Raw genomic sequence first — 15,167 nt, 5'->3', positions numbered from 1 at the left:
CGCTTTGTCGGCGGCATGTGCGGACTGCGCGCAAGCGCAAGCACAACCGCACGTGACAAGCGCCGCTGTGATGAAACGCAAGCGGTTCATGGCTGCTCCAGCGACGTCAATATCCTGTGTGCGGCGGCAACCCGGTCCGCGATCGGGAAATTCCGGTTGCCGAGAATGACGATGCCCACCTGCTTCTGCGGCACGAACGCCACGTACGAGCCGAAACCGTTCGTCGAGCCCGTCTTGTTGATCCACACGTTGTCCTTCGGCGCTTCCGGCGGCTCGATTTTCGTGACGGGCGTTGCATCGAGCGCCATCGCGGGCGCGTTGCCTTCCATCAGCGAGTTCAACGAAACGGGATACGGGTATTGCTCCCAGATCAGATCCTGTGTCATCGGGCCTGCCTGGAAGTAGCCGGTATGCGTGTCGGTGATCGCGCGTTGCAGTTGTGCGTCGAGCTTGACCTGCTTCATATTCGCTTCGATGAAGCGCAGCATGTCGGCGGCTGTCGATTTAACGCCGTACGCTTCGGGCGCAAACTCGCCACCCGCCATGCGGATCGGTTGGCCTGTCTTCGTATAGCCTTGCGCGTAGTCAGGCGCTCTGTCGACGGGAACGTCGATGAAACTGTTCTTCAGGCCGAGCGCAGGAAAAAGCCGCCGCTCGATCAGCGCGGTGAAATCCTGCCCCATGCTCTTCGCCGTGATCATGCCCAGTGCGCCGATGCCGGGGTTCGCATAGGTTCGGACCGTACCCGGCGCATGGGCGGGACGCCAGGCCTTGAACCAGCGGATCATCTGATCGTCATTCTGTATCTCGTCGGGCACCTGCAATGGCAGACCGCCGGGCGTATGCGTGCCGAGATTCAGCAGGCTCACGCTGCCGAACTGTGTGCCGCGCAGCGTCGGCAGATGCTTCGCTACGCTGTCGGTCAACGACAACTGGTTGTCGACCTGCGCCCATGATGTCAGCGTCGCCGTGAAGGTCTTGCTCACCGAGCCGAGCTCGAACAGCGTTGCGTCGGTCACAGGCTTGCCCGTTTCCGTCGATGCCACGCCGTAATTGAACACCACCGCCCGGCCATCGACGATCACGCCAACGGCCATGCCGGGAATCTTGTCTTTCGTCATCAGCGGTTGTATCGCCGCGTCGACCGCACGTTTGATGTTCTCTTGCGGCGTATCGGCCGCATGACTCGCGCCCGATGTCATCCACATCGCGCAGAGCATGGCTGCAACCCGCGCACTCACCGTACCTGACTTCATCGCTTCGTTTCCCCTCGTTCAAATGTTCGCGACCAGCGCCCCGACCTGCGCGATCGCCGCGTCGCGCTGCGTCGAGGTAGCTTGAGTCGCGCCCGTCAGATACGCCACGACCAGAATCGGCGCGCGGCCTTCAGGCCAGATGACGGCGATATCGTTCGACGTGCCCCGCTCCCCCGTGCCCGTCTTGTCGCCGATACGCCAGGCCTTCGGCAAGCCTGCGCGCAGCCGTGTATCACCCGTCTTGTTGGCGGCGAGCCAGGCGGTGAGCTGCTCGCGCGACGCGGCGGACAAATGCTCGCCGAGCAACAGCGCGCGCATGTCGGCGAGCATCGCGGCGGGTGTGGTCGTATCGCGCGGATCGGCTTCGAGCGCTTCGTTGAGCGTCGGCTCGTTGCGGTCGAGCCGCGTAGTCCGATCGCCGATACCGCGTGCAAAAGCCGTCAGCGCCGCCGGCCCGCCGATGCTATCGAGCAGCAGATTGGCCGCCGTGTTGTCGCTGCGCGTGATGGCCGCTTCGCACAACTCGGCGACCGTCATCCCGTCGCTGCCTGCGCGCGGACCGCTGACGGGCGAATTGGCCACCACGACGTCCTTCGAATAGACGATCTTGCGTTCAAGCTGGTCTTTGCCTTGATCCTTGCGCACCAGCACCGCCGACGCGAGCAGGAACTTGAATGTGCTGCACATCGGAAAGCGCTCATGCATGCGCCAGCCCTGCGGCTTCGCACTTGCCGTATCGAGTATCGCGACGCCCATGCGTCCGCCCGTTTGCGCTTCGATCTGCGCGAGCTGCTTTTCCAAAGCGCTCGCGTGCGACGCGCCGCGTGGCGCCGATGCCGTCGCGCTCGCCACTGCGCCGAACGCATGAGCCGCAACGCCAGCTAACCCACTGCCCATCAACGTGAATGTGAATGTCCGCCTCGTGACCATTGCTCCTCCTTGAAGTGCCGCCACTATCGCGTTTTCGCAGCCGGGTGACAAACGATGATAAATTGCTCGATGCCCCAGAATTTCTTATGGCTCGAACATGCGACCGTATCTCCCGCTGAACGCGCTGCGCGCCTTCGAATCGTCGGCCCGGCATCTGAGCTTCACGCGTGCCGCGCTCGAACTGAACGTCACGCAGGCGGCCGTCAGCCAGCAGGTGCGCATGCTCGAAGAGCGCCTCGGCGCGACGCTCTTCAAGCGCCTGCCGCGCGGCCTCGCGATCACCGATGAAGGACTCGCGCTGCGCCCCGTGCTCAGCGACGCGTTCGATCGCATCGAGGCCGTGTTGCGGCAGTTCGAAGGCGGGCATTTTCATGAGGTGCTGACGGTCGGCGCGGTCGGGACGTTCGCGGTTGGCTGGCTGATGCCGCGCCTGAAAGCGTTTCATGACGCGCATCCGTTCATCGAGTTGCGTCTGCTGACCAACAACAATCTCGTCGATCTCGCCGCCGAAGGTCTCGACTTCGCGATCCGTTTCGGCGACGGCACGTGGCCCGGCTCGCGCGCGCAAAAACTCTTCGATGCACCACTCTCCGTGCTGTGTACGCCGGAGATCGCGCAACGCCTTCAGACGCCCACCGATCTCATCAATGAAAAGCTGCTGCGTTCATATCGCGCCGACGACTGGGCGAACTGGTTCGCGGCAGCGGGCCTCGCGCCGCGTCCCGTGCGCGGCCCGGTGTTCGATTCGTCGCGGCTGATGGTGGAAGCGGCCATGCAAGGCGCGGGGGTCGCGCTCGCGCCCGCTTCGATGTTCGAACGCGATCTGTCGATGGGACGTCTCGCGCGTCCATTCGATATCGACGTGTACGCGGGCAGCTACTGGCTCACCTGGCAAAAGGCAAAACCGGCGACGCCCGCGATGCGCGCGTTCAGTCAATGGATCGTAAAGGAAGTGGATGAAGGCGCAGCGAGCGGCGATGCGCCTGGCGAGTTGGGCTTCAGAAAGACGCCTGCCTCGGCGGGATGAGCACGCGTATAGCCGTTGCGGCAACACGCGTGCGCCCGAGGTAAATCACATCTCCGTCAGATGCGCAGCCGCCGATGTTTCGCGCGGCTGTCCGCCGAGCTTGATGTGCGGCACCATCATCACCGACAGCACCGCGCCCACGCAGATCACGAAGATCGACAGGAACGTCAGATGCAGCGAGTGATGCAGCGCCGCGCGCACCATGTCGTTGCTGGAGATCGCCGCTTGCGCTGCGTTCGGCGTCGCGTCTAGCAGCGAGCGCAACTGGTCGGACGTGATCGCCATGCCCTTGTAGTGGCTCAACCCAAAGTTCAGCACCGCGCCGAAAATCGCCGCGCCGAGCGTGCTGCCCAGATTGCGCGAGAACAGGTTCGAGGCCGTAGCGGAGCCACGTTCGAGCGGCTGCACGATTTCCTGAATCAGGATCAGCGAACTGACGCTCACGATCCCCATGCCCAGTCCCATGACCAGCGAACCGACACCCGCCAGCACGGGCGAGCCGTCCGGTTGCAGCAGCGCAAACGCAATCGCGCCAAGCGGCAGGAAGAAGCTGCCGCCGACCATCGTGCGCCGCAGCCCGAGCCGATGAAACGACCTCGCGGTAAAGGTCGCGCCCGACGGCCAGCCGAGCATCACCATCGTCAGCGCGAGACCCGCGACCACGGGCGATTGATGCAGCACGCCCTGCACGTACATCGGCAGGAAGGTGGTGAGACCCATCAGCGCCATGCCCGACAGCACCGTCGCCGCATTGCACGCCGCAATGGGACGATGGCTCCACAGCTTGAACGAGATCATCGGCTCCGGCACGCGTCGCTCGTGCCACACGAACAGCACGGAGGAGACGACGAACAGCGCGACTTCGAACAGTGCGCGTGCATCGTTTTCCGAGCCGGCGTCCGTGAGCGCCATCATCAGCGCGCCGATTGCGATGGTGAACAGCACCGCGCCCATGATGTCGATCGACGGCCGTTGATGGCGCTTCTCTTCGTGCAGGTACTTGATGAAGCCAAACGCGGCCAGAATGCCGATCGGCACGTTGATCCAGAAAATCCACGACCACGACAGATCGCGGATCAGCAGACCGCCCGCCATCGGACCGATCACCGCGGAGATCGCCCAGACGCTCGCGAGATAGCCCTGGATCTTGCCGCGCTCGCGCGCCGGATACAGGTCGCCGACGATGGTCAGCGTGACGGGCTGGATCGCGCCCGCGCCGATACCCTGAATCAGGCGGAACACGATCATCGCGGGCATCGACCACGCGAAACCCGCGCCGATCGAGCCGATCAGGAAAATCACGATGCCCACCAGCACGGTCGGCTTGCGGCCGTACAGGTCGGCGAGCTTGCCGAACACGACGGTCATCGCCGTCTGTGCCAGCAGGAACGATGAGAAGACCCAACTGTAGAGACGCAGGCCGCCGAGCTGGGTGACGATCTGCGGCATGGCCGTCGAGACGATGGTGGCTTCGATGGCCACCATCGCCATCGATGCCATCACCGCAGCGATGACGAGATGACGCTTCGTCTGAGGATGAGTCGACATGGGGGGATGTAGTTGTGTGCGGCGCTGGAACGTCGAAAGCTCCCTGAAACATGGTGCTTCAGGCGAGCCATTCGATGCGCGCAAAGAAATGTATGCTACCGCTTAATTGCGCTGCTTGCACTTGGATTGTGCGCGCATCCACGCTGCGCCCGCGCGTGCGGGTCTCAATCGCACGCTGCCGCGAGCCGCCGCGCCAACGCCTGCGCGCCCGGCACGTCGAGCCGCAGCGACGCATACGCGTTGCGCTTCACGTCGTCGGGCAAAGTCCAGTCCCACTTTTCGTTATCGATGTTGCCGATCGTGCGCAGTGCGTCCGTGGTCTGCGCGGGCGTCAGAGCGGCGATGCGTTGCAGCGTGTCCTTCACCGAACCCGCTACGCGCACGCTGATCGTCGCCCCCTGATTCCACGCGTCGAGCCCTTCGGCGCGCAGCAGCACGACAAGCGCATCGTTGACCCAGTCGCCCGACCATGTCGCGAGCACCGTGCTGCCGCCGTGCGTGAACACGGAGCGCGTGGCCAGTTCGTTCGACGCGAAGTAGCGGCGTGCCTCTTCGAGTAGCTCTCGACCCGTAGTATCGAGAAACACGACGGGCGCGCCATCCTTCAGCACATTGAACATTTCGCGCCGCACCTCGTCGTGTACGAGCGAGCCGCCGCCGTCGAACACGGGCGGCACACCGCCCTGATCAGGCGTCACGTACACAGTTTTCTTGCCCGCATCGACGTCCTGCACCCGCCAGCGCTGGCCGCCGAACACAAGCCCCTGTCCTGGCGACAGCGGACGCGACACAGGCACCGACCCGAGCACCCTCGCCCCCGCGACGATGCGGAATTCGTCGTCCGTCGAAAACGATGCGTAGAACTCGTAGTGGTTGACGAGCCGCTCGCCTGCCACGCCATGCAGCAGCAAGCCGCCCGCTTCCTGCACCAGCAGGTCTTTCGCGCCGAGGCTGCGCAGGATCGCGGCGAACGTAGGCTTGTCGATCGTGCCGAACGGGCCTGTCGCGACCAGCGTGTCCCACAACTCACCCGCGCTCGCGCCGCCGCGTTCGGCGATGATCGACAGAATCTGCTGCACGAGCGTCGACGGATGCATGCCGCGCGCGCGCGGCGGCTCGAACCAGCCGCGCAGCAGCAAGTTCACCATTGCCACCGATTGCACGAGGGTTTCCCGCAGCCGGTCCGACAGATCGGAGCCGCTGTGCAGTTCCGCTTCGACGCCATAGCAGCGCAGAATCGCCGCTTCGCCCTTGCGCCGACCGGAGCGCCCGAGCCGCTGCCGCAAGCTCGCCACCGACGGCGGAGCACCCACCTGCACGACGCTTTTCACCGCGCCGATGTCGATGCCGAGTTCGAGCGTCGTCGTGCAGACGGCGCTCGCAGGGCGATCGCCCGCCTTCAGCGCCTGTTCCGTCTGCTCGCGCAATTCCTTCGACAAACTGCCGTGATGCGGCCAGAACTCGTTCGGATAGCCATCGCGCTCGCAGGCGCGGCGCAACAGATCGGCATATAGCTCGACCTGTCGGCGGCTGTTCGGAAAAATCAGATTGTTCGAGCCGCGCAGCACCTTGTACATATGATTCGCGACATCGACGGTGCTCGCGGGCACGACGTCTTCGAGACCGGGATTCTCGATGCCCGGCTCGAACTGGATGCGCGGCGGCTTCTCGACATAGCCCTTGATCAGAATCTTCAGTTCCTGGCCCGCGCTGCCGGACTCGATGATCTGCACATCCTGCGCGGCGCGTGGGCGCAGAAATTCCGCCGCAAGACGCATGTCCCCGAGCGTCGCCGACAAACCCACACGCGGCACGTTGCGCCCGCACACGCGATCGACGCGCCGCATCAGCGACTGCAACTGCATGCCGCGCTCGGAACCGATGAACGCGTGCAACTCGTCGACGACCACGTAGCGCAATGCGCCAAACGTCGCTTCGAGCGACGCGCCGCGCGTGACGAACATCGCTTCGAGCGACTCTGGCGTGATCAAAAGCACGCCCGTCGGCTTCTTCACGAAGCGGTGCTTGCGTCCCGACGACACATCGCCATGCCAGCCGGTGACGGGAATCTCCAGCGCATCGCACAGATTGTCGAGGCGCGACCATTGGTCGTTGATCAGCGCTTTCAGCGGACTGATGTACAGCACCGAGCCGCTGCATGGCGTGTCGCGCAGTAGGTTCGAAAGAATGGGGAGGAATGCCGCTTCTGTCTTGCCCGCTGCCGTCGCCGCCGCGATGATCACGTCGCGGTCGGCATCGATCAGCGCGGGGACTGCACGCTCCTGCGCATCGCGCAGCTCGGTCCAGCCTTCGCGCCAGATCCAGCGGCGAATGCGTTCGTCGAGCAGATCGAAGCTGCGCGACTCAGTTGAGCCGGAAGCTTGCCAGCTCATCGTCGCTATCGGGAGAGGCGTCGTTGACGATGTCGGCCGCGCCGCCCGTGTCGCGCTCGATGTCCATGCTGCCGATCAGCTCGCGCCAATCCGCCGACGGGTTTTGCTCCAGAACCGCGAGAAAATTGATGAACGCGGTGATCGTCGTGCGCGGGGTGCGGAAATACGCTTCGCCAAGCCGCGTCGCGCAATGCGCCATGAACGCGGGGATCGCTTCCTCGGGCACGAGCGCCTTGCTCGCGTCGCCGAACGCGTAGACGATGCGCAGTTTGTCGAGTAGCACGTAGAAGTCTTCCGGCGTGAGCGCGGCGAGGCGAATCACGGGGCCGCTGTAGTCGACGAGTCCATTGGTCGCGAATGCGTTTTCCGCGAGACGCGACTGCAGCGCGGCATAGCTATAGAGGCCGCGGCGCGTGTCGAGCAGAAACTCGGGCGTGCCGCCCAGCACGAAGCCGAGCCCTTCCGCCGTGCCTTGCAGCGAGTCGTTCAGGATGCGCAGGATCTGTTCGTAGTTTGCGTTGCGCGCCTGCACGTTGGCGAGCTTGTACAGGTTCACCATTTCATCGAGGCAGATCATCAGCCCGCTATAGCCTGCGAGCCGCACAAAACGCCCGAGCAGCTTCAACTGGTCGTACATGCTCGCGTCGTCGACGATCGTCCGCACGCCGAGCGCCTGGCGCGCGTCGGTGCGCGTCGTGAATTCGCCGCGCAGCCAGCGCACGGCATCGCTCTTGAGCTTCTCATTGCCTTCTTCGAAACCGCGGCAGTAAGCGGCGATCACATCGGCGAAATCGTAGCCGTTGACCATCTCCGTCAATTGCGACAACTGCGCGCGGATCACTTCGTCGATGGTGCGGCCCGTCGCCTTCGCTTCCGTCTTCGCCTGGCCGATGAACTTCTCGACCACGCCGGCCAACGCGCCGCCTTCGGGCTTCGTGCGCGTCGCCATGTTCTTCACGAGTTCCGCGTACAGCGAGCGCGCCTGGCCGCTCGACGCATGCAGGCGCCGGTCCGGATTCAGGTCCGCGTGAACGGTGACGAGCTTTTTTTCGAGCGCGATCGCGCGCACGAGGTTCAGGAAGAACGTCTTGCCCGCGCCATATTCGCCGACGACGATGCGAAACGCCGAGCCGCCGTCCGCGACGCGCTCGATGTCCTTCAGCAACGCTTCGAGTTCGTGCGCGCGCCCGACCTGGATCAGATGTTGCCCGATGCGCGGCACCACGCCGGCGCGCAGGGATTGCAGGACCGCGTCGCGGTCCCTGGGGCGGATCGTTGTCATGCAGCCAACCTTTGTGCGACTTCCTGATTGATTTCGACGGGATCGTCTCCGTCCGTGAGCGGCTCGTCCCAACGGTCGAGCGACGCCTCGTTCACCTGTTCGATCGCGCCGTCCAGCATCAGTTCGAGTTGCGACGCGGCATCGGCGAGTTCGGCGCGCGTCCACGACTCGCGCGTCACGAGCAGACGCAGAAAGGACGAATGCGCGTCGTCGAGGCCGAGCAGCGGCTCGGTTGCTGCAGACGTATGCGGCATTGGTTCTGTTTGCGCTTCAGGCGCGCGCTCTTTGTCATGCGCCGCGGCCGTTGCCTGTGGCGCAAGCATGTCCTGTTCCTCGACGGCGACCGGTTGCTCCGTCGCGTGGATGTGCATGGCTGTAACTGTCCCGTGCGCTTCGTCGACGAACACATCGGCCAGCATCGTCGAGACGCGCGCCGTCTCTTCCTTCAGCGCGGCAATACGCGTCGCGTCCAGCACGAACTCGTGCTTCACCGCCACAGGCATGGGCGTATGGCCGTGCTTCCTGGCCGGTTTCACGCCCGCTGGCGTGATGCCCGCGCCGCTCGCGTGCTGATGCAGGTCGGTGTACAGGCGCTGGGGATCGATGCCGAGCATCCGGTACACCTTCTCCAGCAAGCGCACTTCCTCGCGCGACACGACGCCGTCGGCATTCGCGGTATGCACGAGAAACGACGCGATCGTCGCCTTCACGTCGTGCGCAAGCGGTTCCAGCTTCTTCTTCAAGCCGGCGCTCGCCGTCGGTTGTGCGAGTTGCGCGAGATTGCGCGCTTTCAACCGTACACGCTGCGCATCGGACAGATGCGGCCACTGGTCGATCTGCCATTCGATCACAGCCGTTTCGCGCTGCGTCGCGTCGCCGTCCGCGCGTGCGACCGTCGCGGCCAGATCGACGATGATCGTCGCGACGTCGTACGCTTCGTCGATGGGCAGCGGGTTCGCGCTGGGCGCGACGGCGAACAGCGCGACGGCGTCCGTCGGCTTCGGCGTGCGCGCGCCCAGCCGCACGTCGGGTTCGACGGCGATGCCCGCTTCCGCAAGCGCGGTCGTGAATACCACGGCCTTGTCGCGCGTCATCTTGCCGCCCGACTTGAAGCGCGCCAGCACCGCGCCAAACGTGCTGACGGCCGTCTCGCGCGCGACTTCGGCGGCGAGCGCGTCGATCGCGTCGTGCGTCGCCTGCGGCCACAAGGAGGGCGGCAGCGTCAGCGTCGCTTCCAGCGTGCCCTGCGCCTCCGGATAGCGGCCGAGATACCGGCTGTACGCGTCGAGCGCGACGGCGCTCTCGTGCATCAACAGTTGCAGCTTGTTGCGCGTGCCGTTCACAGCCGCGATATCGGGCAGACCGACGAGAAAACCCGGCACGGGCACGTTCTTCAACGCGCGGAACGACGGCTGCGGCGACGCGTCGAGCTTCGTGCGGTTCGCGGGCAACAGCATGCCGGCGCCGAAGCGGTCGCGATACTGCCGCATGAACACGCGGTCGAACTCCTCGGGGCAACGCGCAACGGCCGTGCGCCGCACCATCATCGGATCGAGCTTGACCCATGCGAGCGCCCAGCCGGCGGGCAACGGATGCTGGTCGAGCGCCGCCTGGCCGAACGCGACGCGCACGTTCAGCGGCACCTGATAGCCCGTCGCGAGCCCATCGGGCGCGGGCTGCAGATACATCCGCGTGTGCCGCGACGCCACCAGCGACAGCGCGTCGATCAGCCCGCGCACATGCTTTTGCCAGCCGTAGTTCGCGTCGAGATTGAGCAGACGCCGCAGTTCTCTGGCGATCGCGTCGAATTCCTCGCCGCCCACCTTGCCCGCCGCGCCGTCGACCAGCACGCGCCGCTCCAGCCCATACAGGTAGAAAAACAGATAGCCGGTGTTGATGTCCGATTTCTTGCGATCGGAGGCGAGCCATTCGAGATACGTGCGGCGTTGCTCCGGGGTGAGCCCGTTATAGCTGAGCGCGACGCTGCCAAGCCCGGCTGCCGGGTCCGCGCCGTCGCGGGCGACGTCGAAGCGTACGTCGATCACGCAGGCTTCGATCGAATCCGCGTGCAGGCGCTGCGCGTCGCCCGTGTAGAAGAAGCCTCCCGTGACCGTCAGGCCGTGGATATCGATGCTTTCGCCGGGCGCGACAAAGCGCGCGGACGAGCGCGCAGCAGGCCGCGCGCCACCGGGCGCGGGACTGATGCGGTAAGCGTCGGCGGCTGAGCCCGCCATGTCTATCGATACCAACGGCTCGTCGTCATATGAGCCGGGAGAACTTGTCATGAAATTGCCTGGCTCCTCGGGAGCCCTGTGAGATCCGGATGAAAACTGCGACACAAAGCGCAATGGCTTGCCGACACGCTGCATACCGCCCAACGTGTCTTTCGATGCAAGCTTGAAGGGGAACCAACGAAAGCCAGCCCGGACGGGCCAGCCCACACAGCCGGCGCCAGAACGATCGGATGGCGGGCATGCGCGCTCGCATCCGACGCAAGAAAGGCAAGTCCCATCGAAACGCCGATGTCGACAACCACGCCCCTCCCAAAACTGCTTCGCCCGCGGCTCATTGTTCTCCCGTCCACGTCGCCGGGAATCCGTTGCCCGGCGCGGTCGCGACCTTTGATTATATGTTCTTTTTCAGGATCGCTCCGATGGCGCGAAAATGCCAATTCGTGCCCTGTCGAACAGGAATCGAAGCGAGTGATTTCGGAGTTTTGCTTACAAATGCCTTGGTGCGCAAGCGTACAATCCGACCCCAACTAAATCGCATATTTTGCAAGCTCATTTTGCGAACTGGAGTTACACTCGGCGACATGCGTCTAGCGCGCCGGATTCTCGATCGAGCGCGCCGAAATCTGAACCTCGGTCTTCGACGCCTTATGCGTCAGACTTTTCGCACCGTCTCTCAGGTTCTGGACGGCCCTCGGAATGCCAGAACCTATTCACGCCAGCGGAAGCTGGCGTCTTTTTGTGCGACGTAAGAAAGGACACGTTCTGTCCTGCGACGCTCGCACCTTGCACGCCCTGCACACTTTGCGTTCCTTGCGCCGTTCCTGGCGCTGCGACAGCGAGCGCAAGCGGACGGCGCCGGACCGACGCATAGGTCGCGAGCGCGAGACCGCACCAGATCAGCCCGTAACCTGTCAGATCGACGGTCGTCAGCCGTTCGTGGAAGACCGTGAGCGCGAGGATGAACGTCACGGTCGGCGTCACGTATTGCATCACGGCCGATTCCGTCATCGAAACAAGCGGCATCGCGTACGCGTAGAGCGCGAGCGGCACGACGGTCAGCGGCCCTGCCAGCATCATCAGCACCGACGCGTCGACGCCGAACGACGTGAACGCAAGCGCATGATGCGACGTCAGATAGCCGAAATAGCCCAGCGCAAACGGCATCATCACGACGGTTTCGCGCCATGTGCTGACGATCGCATTCCGCGTCGGCCACACCTTGCGCGTGAGGCCGAGCAGCGAGAACGTCACCGTCAGCATCACGGCGAACACGGGTACGCCGCCATGCGCGTAGCACTGGACGAAGGTGCCTGCCAGCCCGAGCGCCAGCGCCGCCGCTTTCAGACCGTTAAGCCGCTCGTTCAGAAAAACGATGCCGAGCGCAGCCGACAGCAGCGGATTCAGGAAGTATCCAAGACTTGCCTGTAACGCGTTGCCTGTCACCGAAGCCAGGATATACACAACCCAGTTCGCGGACAGCAAAATCGCCGGCAACAGCGCGAGCGCGAACGAGCGCCAGTCGCCCATGTGTTGCCGCAACGCGGGCTTGAGCGCAATCACGGCTGACAGCACCACGAACGACCAGAACACGCGATGCGCGAGCATCTCCGGCGCGCTCACTTCCTTCAGATGCCAGTAATACAGCGGCATCAGGCCCCACCAGCACAGCGCCACGAGCAGCGCAGCGTAGCCGGCGCCCTCCTTCTGCTTCTGATTGTTCGCGTTCATGGCTGTAGCGCCTCGTCGAGTCGGTCGATCAGAACTTCCACTTCATCCACGCCGAAAATCAGCGGCGGCGACAGGCGTAGCGAATCCGGCGCGGCAGAATTCGGCATCGCCAGCACGCCGCCGTCGATCAGATCAAGCCACACGTCGGTCATGCTCAGGTCGAGCCGCGGGTCCAGCTTGAGGCTGAGCGCGAGGCCTTTGCCGTGCAAGGTCACGCGCGAATCGAAACGCGCTGCAATGCGCTCTCCGATCAACGCGCCCATCGCGGCCGCGTTCTCGACCAGCCGTCCGCGCTCGACGAGGTCGAGCACGATCAGCCCGCACTGCATCGCGAGCCGGTTGCCGCCGAAGGTCGAGCCCTGCACTTTCGCCTTGCCGGGCGCGCCGAACACGGCATCGAAATCGCCGTCGTTCATCAGCACGGCTGAGAGCGGCACCAACCCGCCCGTCAGTCCTTTCGATACGACGAGCATGTCGGGCGCCGCGGGTGCCTTAGCGTCCATGCCGATTGCGTCGATGCCGAACCAGGTGCCCGTACGGCCCAGCCCGCAATACACCTCGTCAGCAATCAGCTTCGTTCCCGTCGAGCGGCACAGCGCCGCGAGACGCGACGCGGTGTCCGCCGTCCAGTGCTGCGCCGCCGACGACCCCGCCACCGGCTCGAACACGACGGCGGCGATCTTGCGGCTCGCGAGACTGTCTTCAAGCGCCGCGAAGTTCTGCGCATCGACGTGATGGACGTTGCCCGGCTTCCAGCGCAGCGCCTCGGTCCAGAACGGATTGCCCGTCATGAACGACGAGAACATCGACAGGCCGTGGAAGCCGTCGCGGAATGCGACGACGTCGGTGCGCCCCGTGCTCGTCATCGCGAACTTCACCGCGCTTTCGACGGCCTCTGCGCCCGTGGTCGCGAAGAACACTTTCTGGAAGCGCTGGCCGCTGAGCGTGAGCAACTTGTCGGCGAGCGCGAGTTGAGACTCGGCGCATTCGAACGGAAACACATTCACCGACGTGCGCTGCAACGCATCGGCAAAACGCGCGAGCAGCGACTCATGCGCGTGCCCCAGATTCGCCGTGCCAAAACCGGCGAGACAATCGAGCAATGCGCGGCCATCGGCTGTCTCGATATAGCAGCCGTCGCCGCGCGCGCCCGTCATGTCGAGGCCCGCTTCGTCGAGGAATCGTTCCCAATAGGGATTGACGGGATCGAAGCGCTCAGTGCGTTCAACCCCGCGTTCGTCTCCTTCGTCTGCACCGTCGTCAGATTTCAAGCGGCCTCCTGCCATCGCGAAGCCCATGAAACTGGAGCTGCGTCTGATCGCCGTAAAAGAACGCGACCGACTCCAGTTGCCGCATGTTCACTTCGAGCATGAAGAGCGCCGCTTCGAGGCTGTAGCGCTGCTCCGCCGCGCTCACGTGCGGGACGTCGGCGAGGAACAGGCGCGACAGGCTCGGATGATTCAGTTCGTCGTTCGTCTCGCCGTGCTTCGCGACGATATCGCCCGCGTGCAGCGCGCTTTCGACCAGCGCGGCAATGTGCTCGTGAACGGGGCTGTGCTGGTCGCGCAAACCTTCCGTGACCATGATCGACGTGAAGAATGCGGTGGGCAGGCGATGCGAAAGCACCGTGTACGCGTCGATATAGAGTGCGGTAAGCGGCAGCGGCACCGATGCGCGGACCTCGGCTTCGTTCATGCCGAGCGCGACACAGGTGGCGAGTTCGAATGCTTCGTGACCGTATTCTTCCTGGAAGTACTGAAACAGCCGCGCGCGCAGATTGCGTTTGAGGCGGCGCGACAGCAGCGGTCCAAGTATTTCGACGAAGCGGTCGGTCACGTGATACTGCTCGATGTACAGCCCCTTCACGAGCGGCGTGATTTCATGACTCTCAAGCGCGGCCGATGCATATGCGTTGCTGCCCAATTGATCGAGCGCGCTGAGCAGCAGGCGCTCGGCACGCGCGGCAAGCGCGAGACCGCTGCAGGGTTCGCTGAAGCGATCCGTATCCACCGACGTCATGCGCCTGCCGACACGCAACGGCGCGATCTCGACGAAATGCGCGAACGACAGCAGATACATTTCCAGATCGACGGGATCGAGCGATGCGACGCTGCGGAAATGTTCCAGTGACGCGTCATTCGGAGTGGTTGCCGCTGGATGCCAGCGTAGCTGCCGGAACACTACATCGAGCACGTGTTGCCACGCGAACACCAGTTCCGGCGCGTTCTGGCGCGCATACGCCAACTGGAAATGGAGCGACTGAAGCGCGAAGTTGCCGGCCAACTGGCCGCTCTCCTTGCCCGAAAACGGGAACGCGCCAGGCGTCGTGTCGCGATCGTGTGCGTCGTTCGTGAGCATCTGATTGGCGACGCTGAGCACATCCTCGTACATCCCAAGCCGACGCCCGACAACAGCGGCGAGGCGCTGCCCGACTTCGCTGCACAACGCAATCGCGCGCTGCGCATCCGATCTGATGCTGTCGATGCCGCTATCCGTCTCTTCGATCAGCGACAGCGCGTCCAGTTGCACCGTCAGCGTGCGAACCCACGCAGGACATGCGCCTTCGTTGAGCCGAATCCAGATATCAGACGAAGGCCGCATCAGTTGCGTGACGACCTCGGCCACCTCGTCGCGCGCGACGCCTTCGAACGACAGGTCGATGGCATCGTCACCCACGCCGATCGTCAAGCCCTCGCCGTCGAGAGCCGACAGCTCGCACGGCACCAGCGCCGGCCGTCTGTATCGATCGATATCCCAGCGTTCCATGAC

The 15,167-nt window shown here is 64.3% G+C and carries 10 protein-coding genes; 1 reads left to right on the top strand and 9 read right to left on the bottom strand.

The window, feature by feature from the left end:
- Window positions 1-86: 86 nt before the first annotated feature.
- Window positions 87-1,256, bottom strand: coding sequence for a class C beta-lactamase (ampC, locus tag C2L65_RS07375; protein WP_042311458.1), 1,170 nt, complete (start codon window positions 1,254-1,256; stop codon window positions 87-89).
- Window positions 1,257-1,274: 18 nt separating this feature from the next.
- The gene (gene bla / locus C2L65_RS07370; RefSeq protein ID WP_063769786.1) at window positions 1,275-2,153 is read right to left on the bottom strand and encodes a class A beta-lactamase; all 879 of its coding nucleotides are present in this window, start codon (window positions 2,151-2,153) and stop codon (window positions 1,275-1,277) included.
- 130 nt (window positions 2,154-2,283) lie between these two features.
- Here bla and C2L65_RS07365 point away from each other — a divergent pair, with 130 nt between their 5' ends.
- Window positions 2,284-3,213, top strand: a complete 930-nt coding sequence (locus C2L65_RS07365; protein WP_042311455.1) for a LysR family transcriptional regulator — start codon at window positions 2,284-2,286, stop codon at window positions 3,211-3,213.
- A 45-nt stretch (window positions 3,214-3,258) separates the two neighbouring features.
- On the opposite strand, the gene C2L65_RS07360 is transcribed toward C2L65_RS07365, so the two are convergent.
- The 7 genes from C2L65_RS07360 to C2L65_RS07330 form a co-directional block, all read right to left on the bottom strand.
- The gene (locus C2L65_RS07360) at window positions 3,259-4,761 is read right to left on the bottom strand and encodes an MDR family MFS transporter (protein WP_042311453.1); all 1,503 of its coding nucleotides are present in this window, start codon (window positions 4,759-4,761) and stop codon (window positions 3,259-3,261) included.
- Between the two features lie 164 nt (window positions 4,762-4,925).
- Complete coding sequence (locus tag C2L65_RS07355; RefSeq protein ID WP_042311451.1) at window positions 4,926-7,154, bottom strand: DEAD/DEAH box helicase; 2,229 nt, start codon at window positions 7,152-7,154, stop codon at window positions 4,926-4,928.
- Window positions 7,126-8,436, bottom strand: coding sequence for an ATP-binding protein (locus C2L65_RS07350; RefSeq protein ID WP_042311450.1), 1,311 nt, complete (start codon window positions 8,434-8,436; stop codon window positions 7,126-7,128). The genes C2L65_RS07355 and C2L65_RS07350 overlap by 29 nt, the downstream gene beginning before the upstream one ends.
- Window positions 8,433-10,721 (bottom strand): tellurite resistance TerB family protein, encoded by a 2,289-nt coding sequence (locus C2L65_RS07345; RefSeq protein ID WP_042311541.1) that lies wholly within the window; start codon window positions 10,719-10,721, stop codon window positions 8,433-8,435. The genes C2L65_RS07350 and C2L65_RS07345 overlap by 4 nt, the downstream gene beginning before the upstream one ends.
- Before the next feature lie 594 nt (window positions 10,722-11,315).
- Window positions 11,316-12,398, bottom strand: coding sequence for an EamA family transporter RarD (gene rarD / locus C2L65_RS07340; RefSeq protein ID WP_042311448.1), 1,083 nt, complete (start codon window positions 12,396-12,398; stop codon window positions 11,316-11,318).
- Complete coding sequence (locus C2L65_RS07335; RefSeq protein ID WP_233446483.1) at window positions 12,395-13,669, bottom strand: aspartate aminotransferase family protein; 1,275 nt, start codon at window positions 13,667-13,669, stop codon at window positions 12,395-12,397. The genes rarD and C2L65_RS07335 overlap by 4 nt, the downstream gene beginning before the upstream one ends.
- A complete protein-coding gene (locus C2L65_RS07330; protein ID WP_042311443.1) occupies window positions 13,659-15,164 on the bottom strand; it encodes a heme oxygenase-like domain-containing protein in 1,506 nt (501 codons plus the stop codon). Before C2L65_RS07330 ends, C2L65_RS07335 begins: the two co-directional genes overlap by 11 nt.
- Window positions 15,165-15,167: the final 3 nt, after the last annotated feature.

The sequence above is a fragment of the Paraburkholderia terrae genome (assembly GCF_002902925.1).
Classification (GTDB): Bacteria; Pseudomonadota; Gammaproteobacteria; order Burkholderiales; family Burkholderiaceae; genus Paraburkholderia; species Paraburkholderia terrae.
The sequence above is the reverse complement of the archived record's forward strand: the minus strand, read 5'-3'. Positions and strand labels throughout refer to the sequence as shown.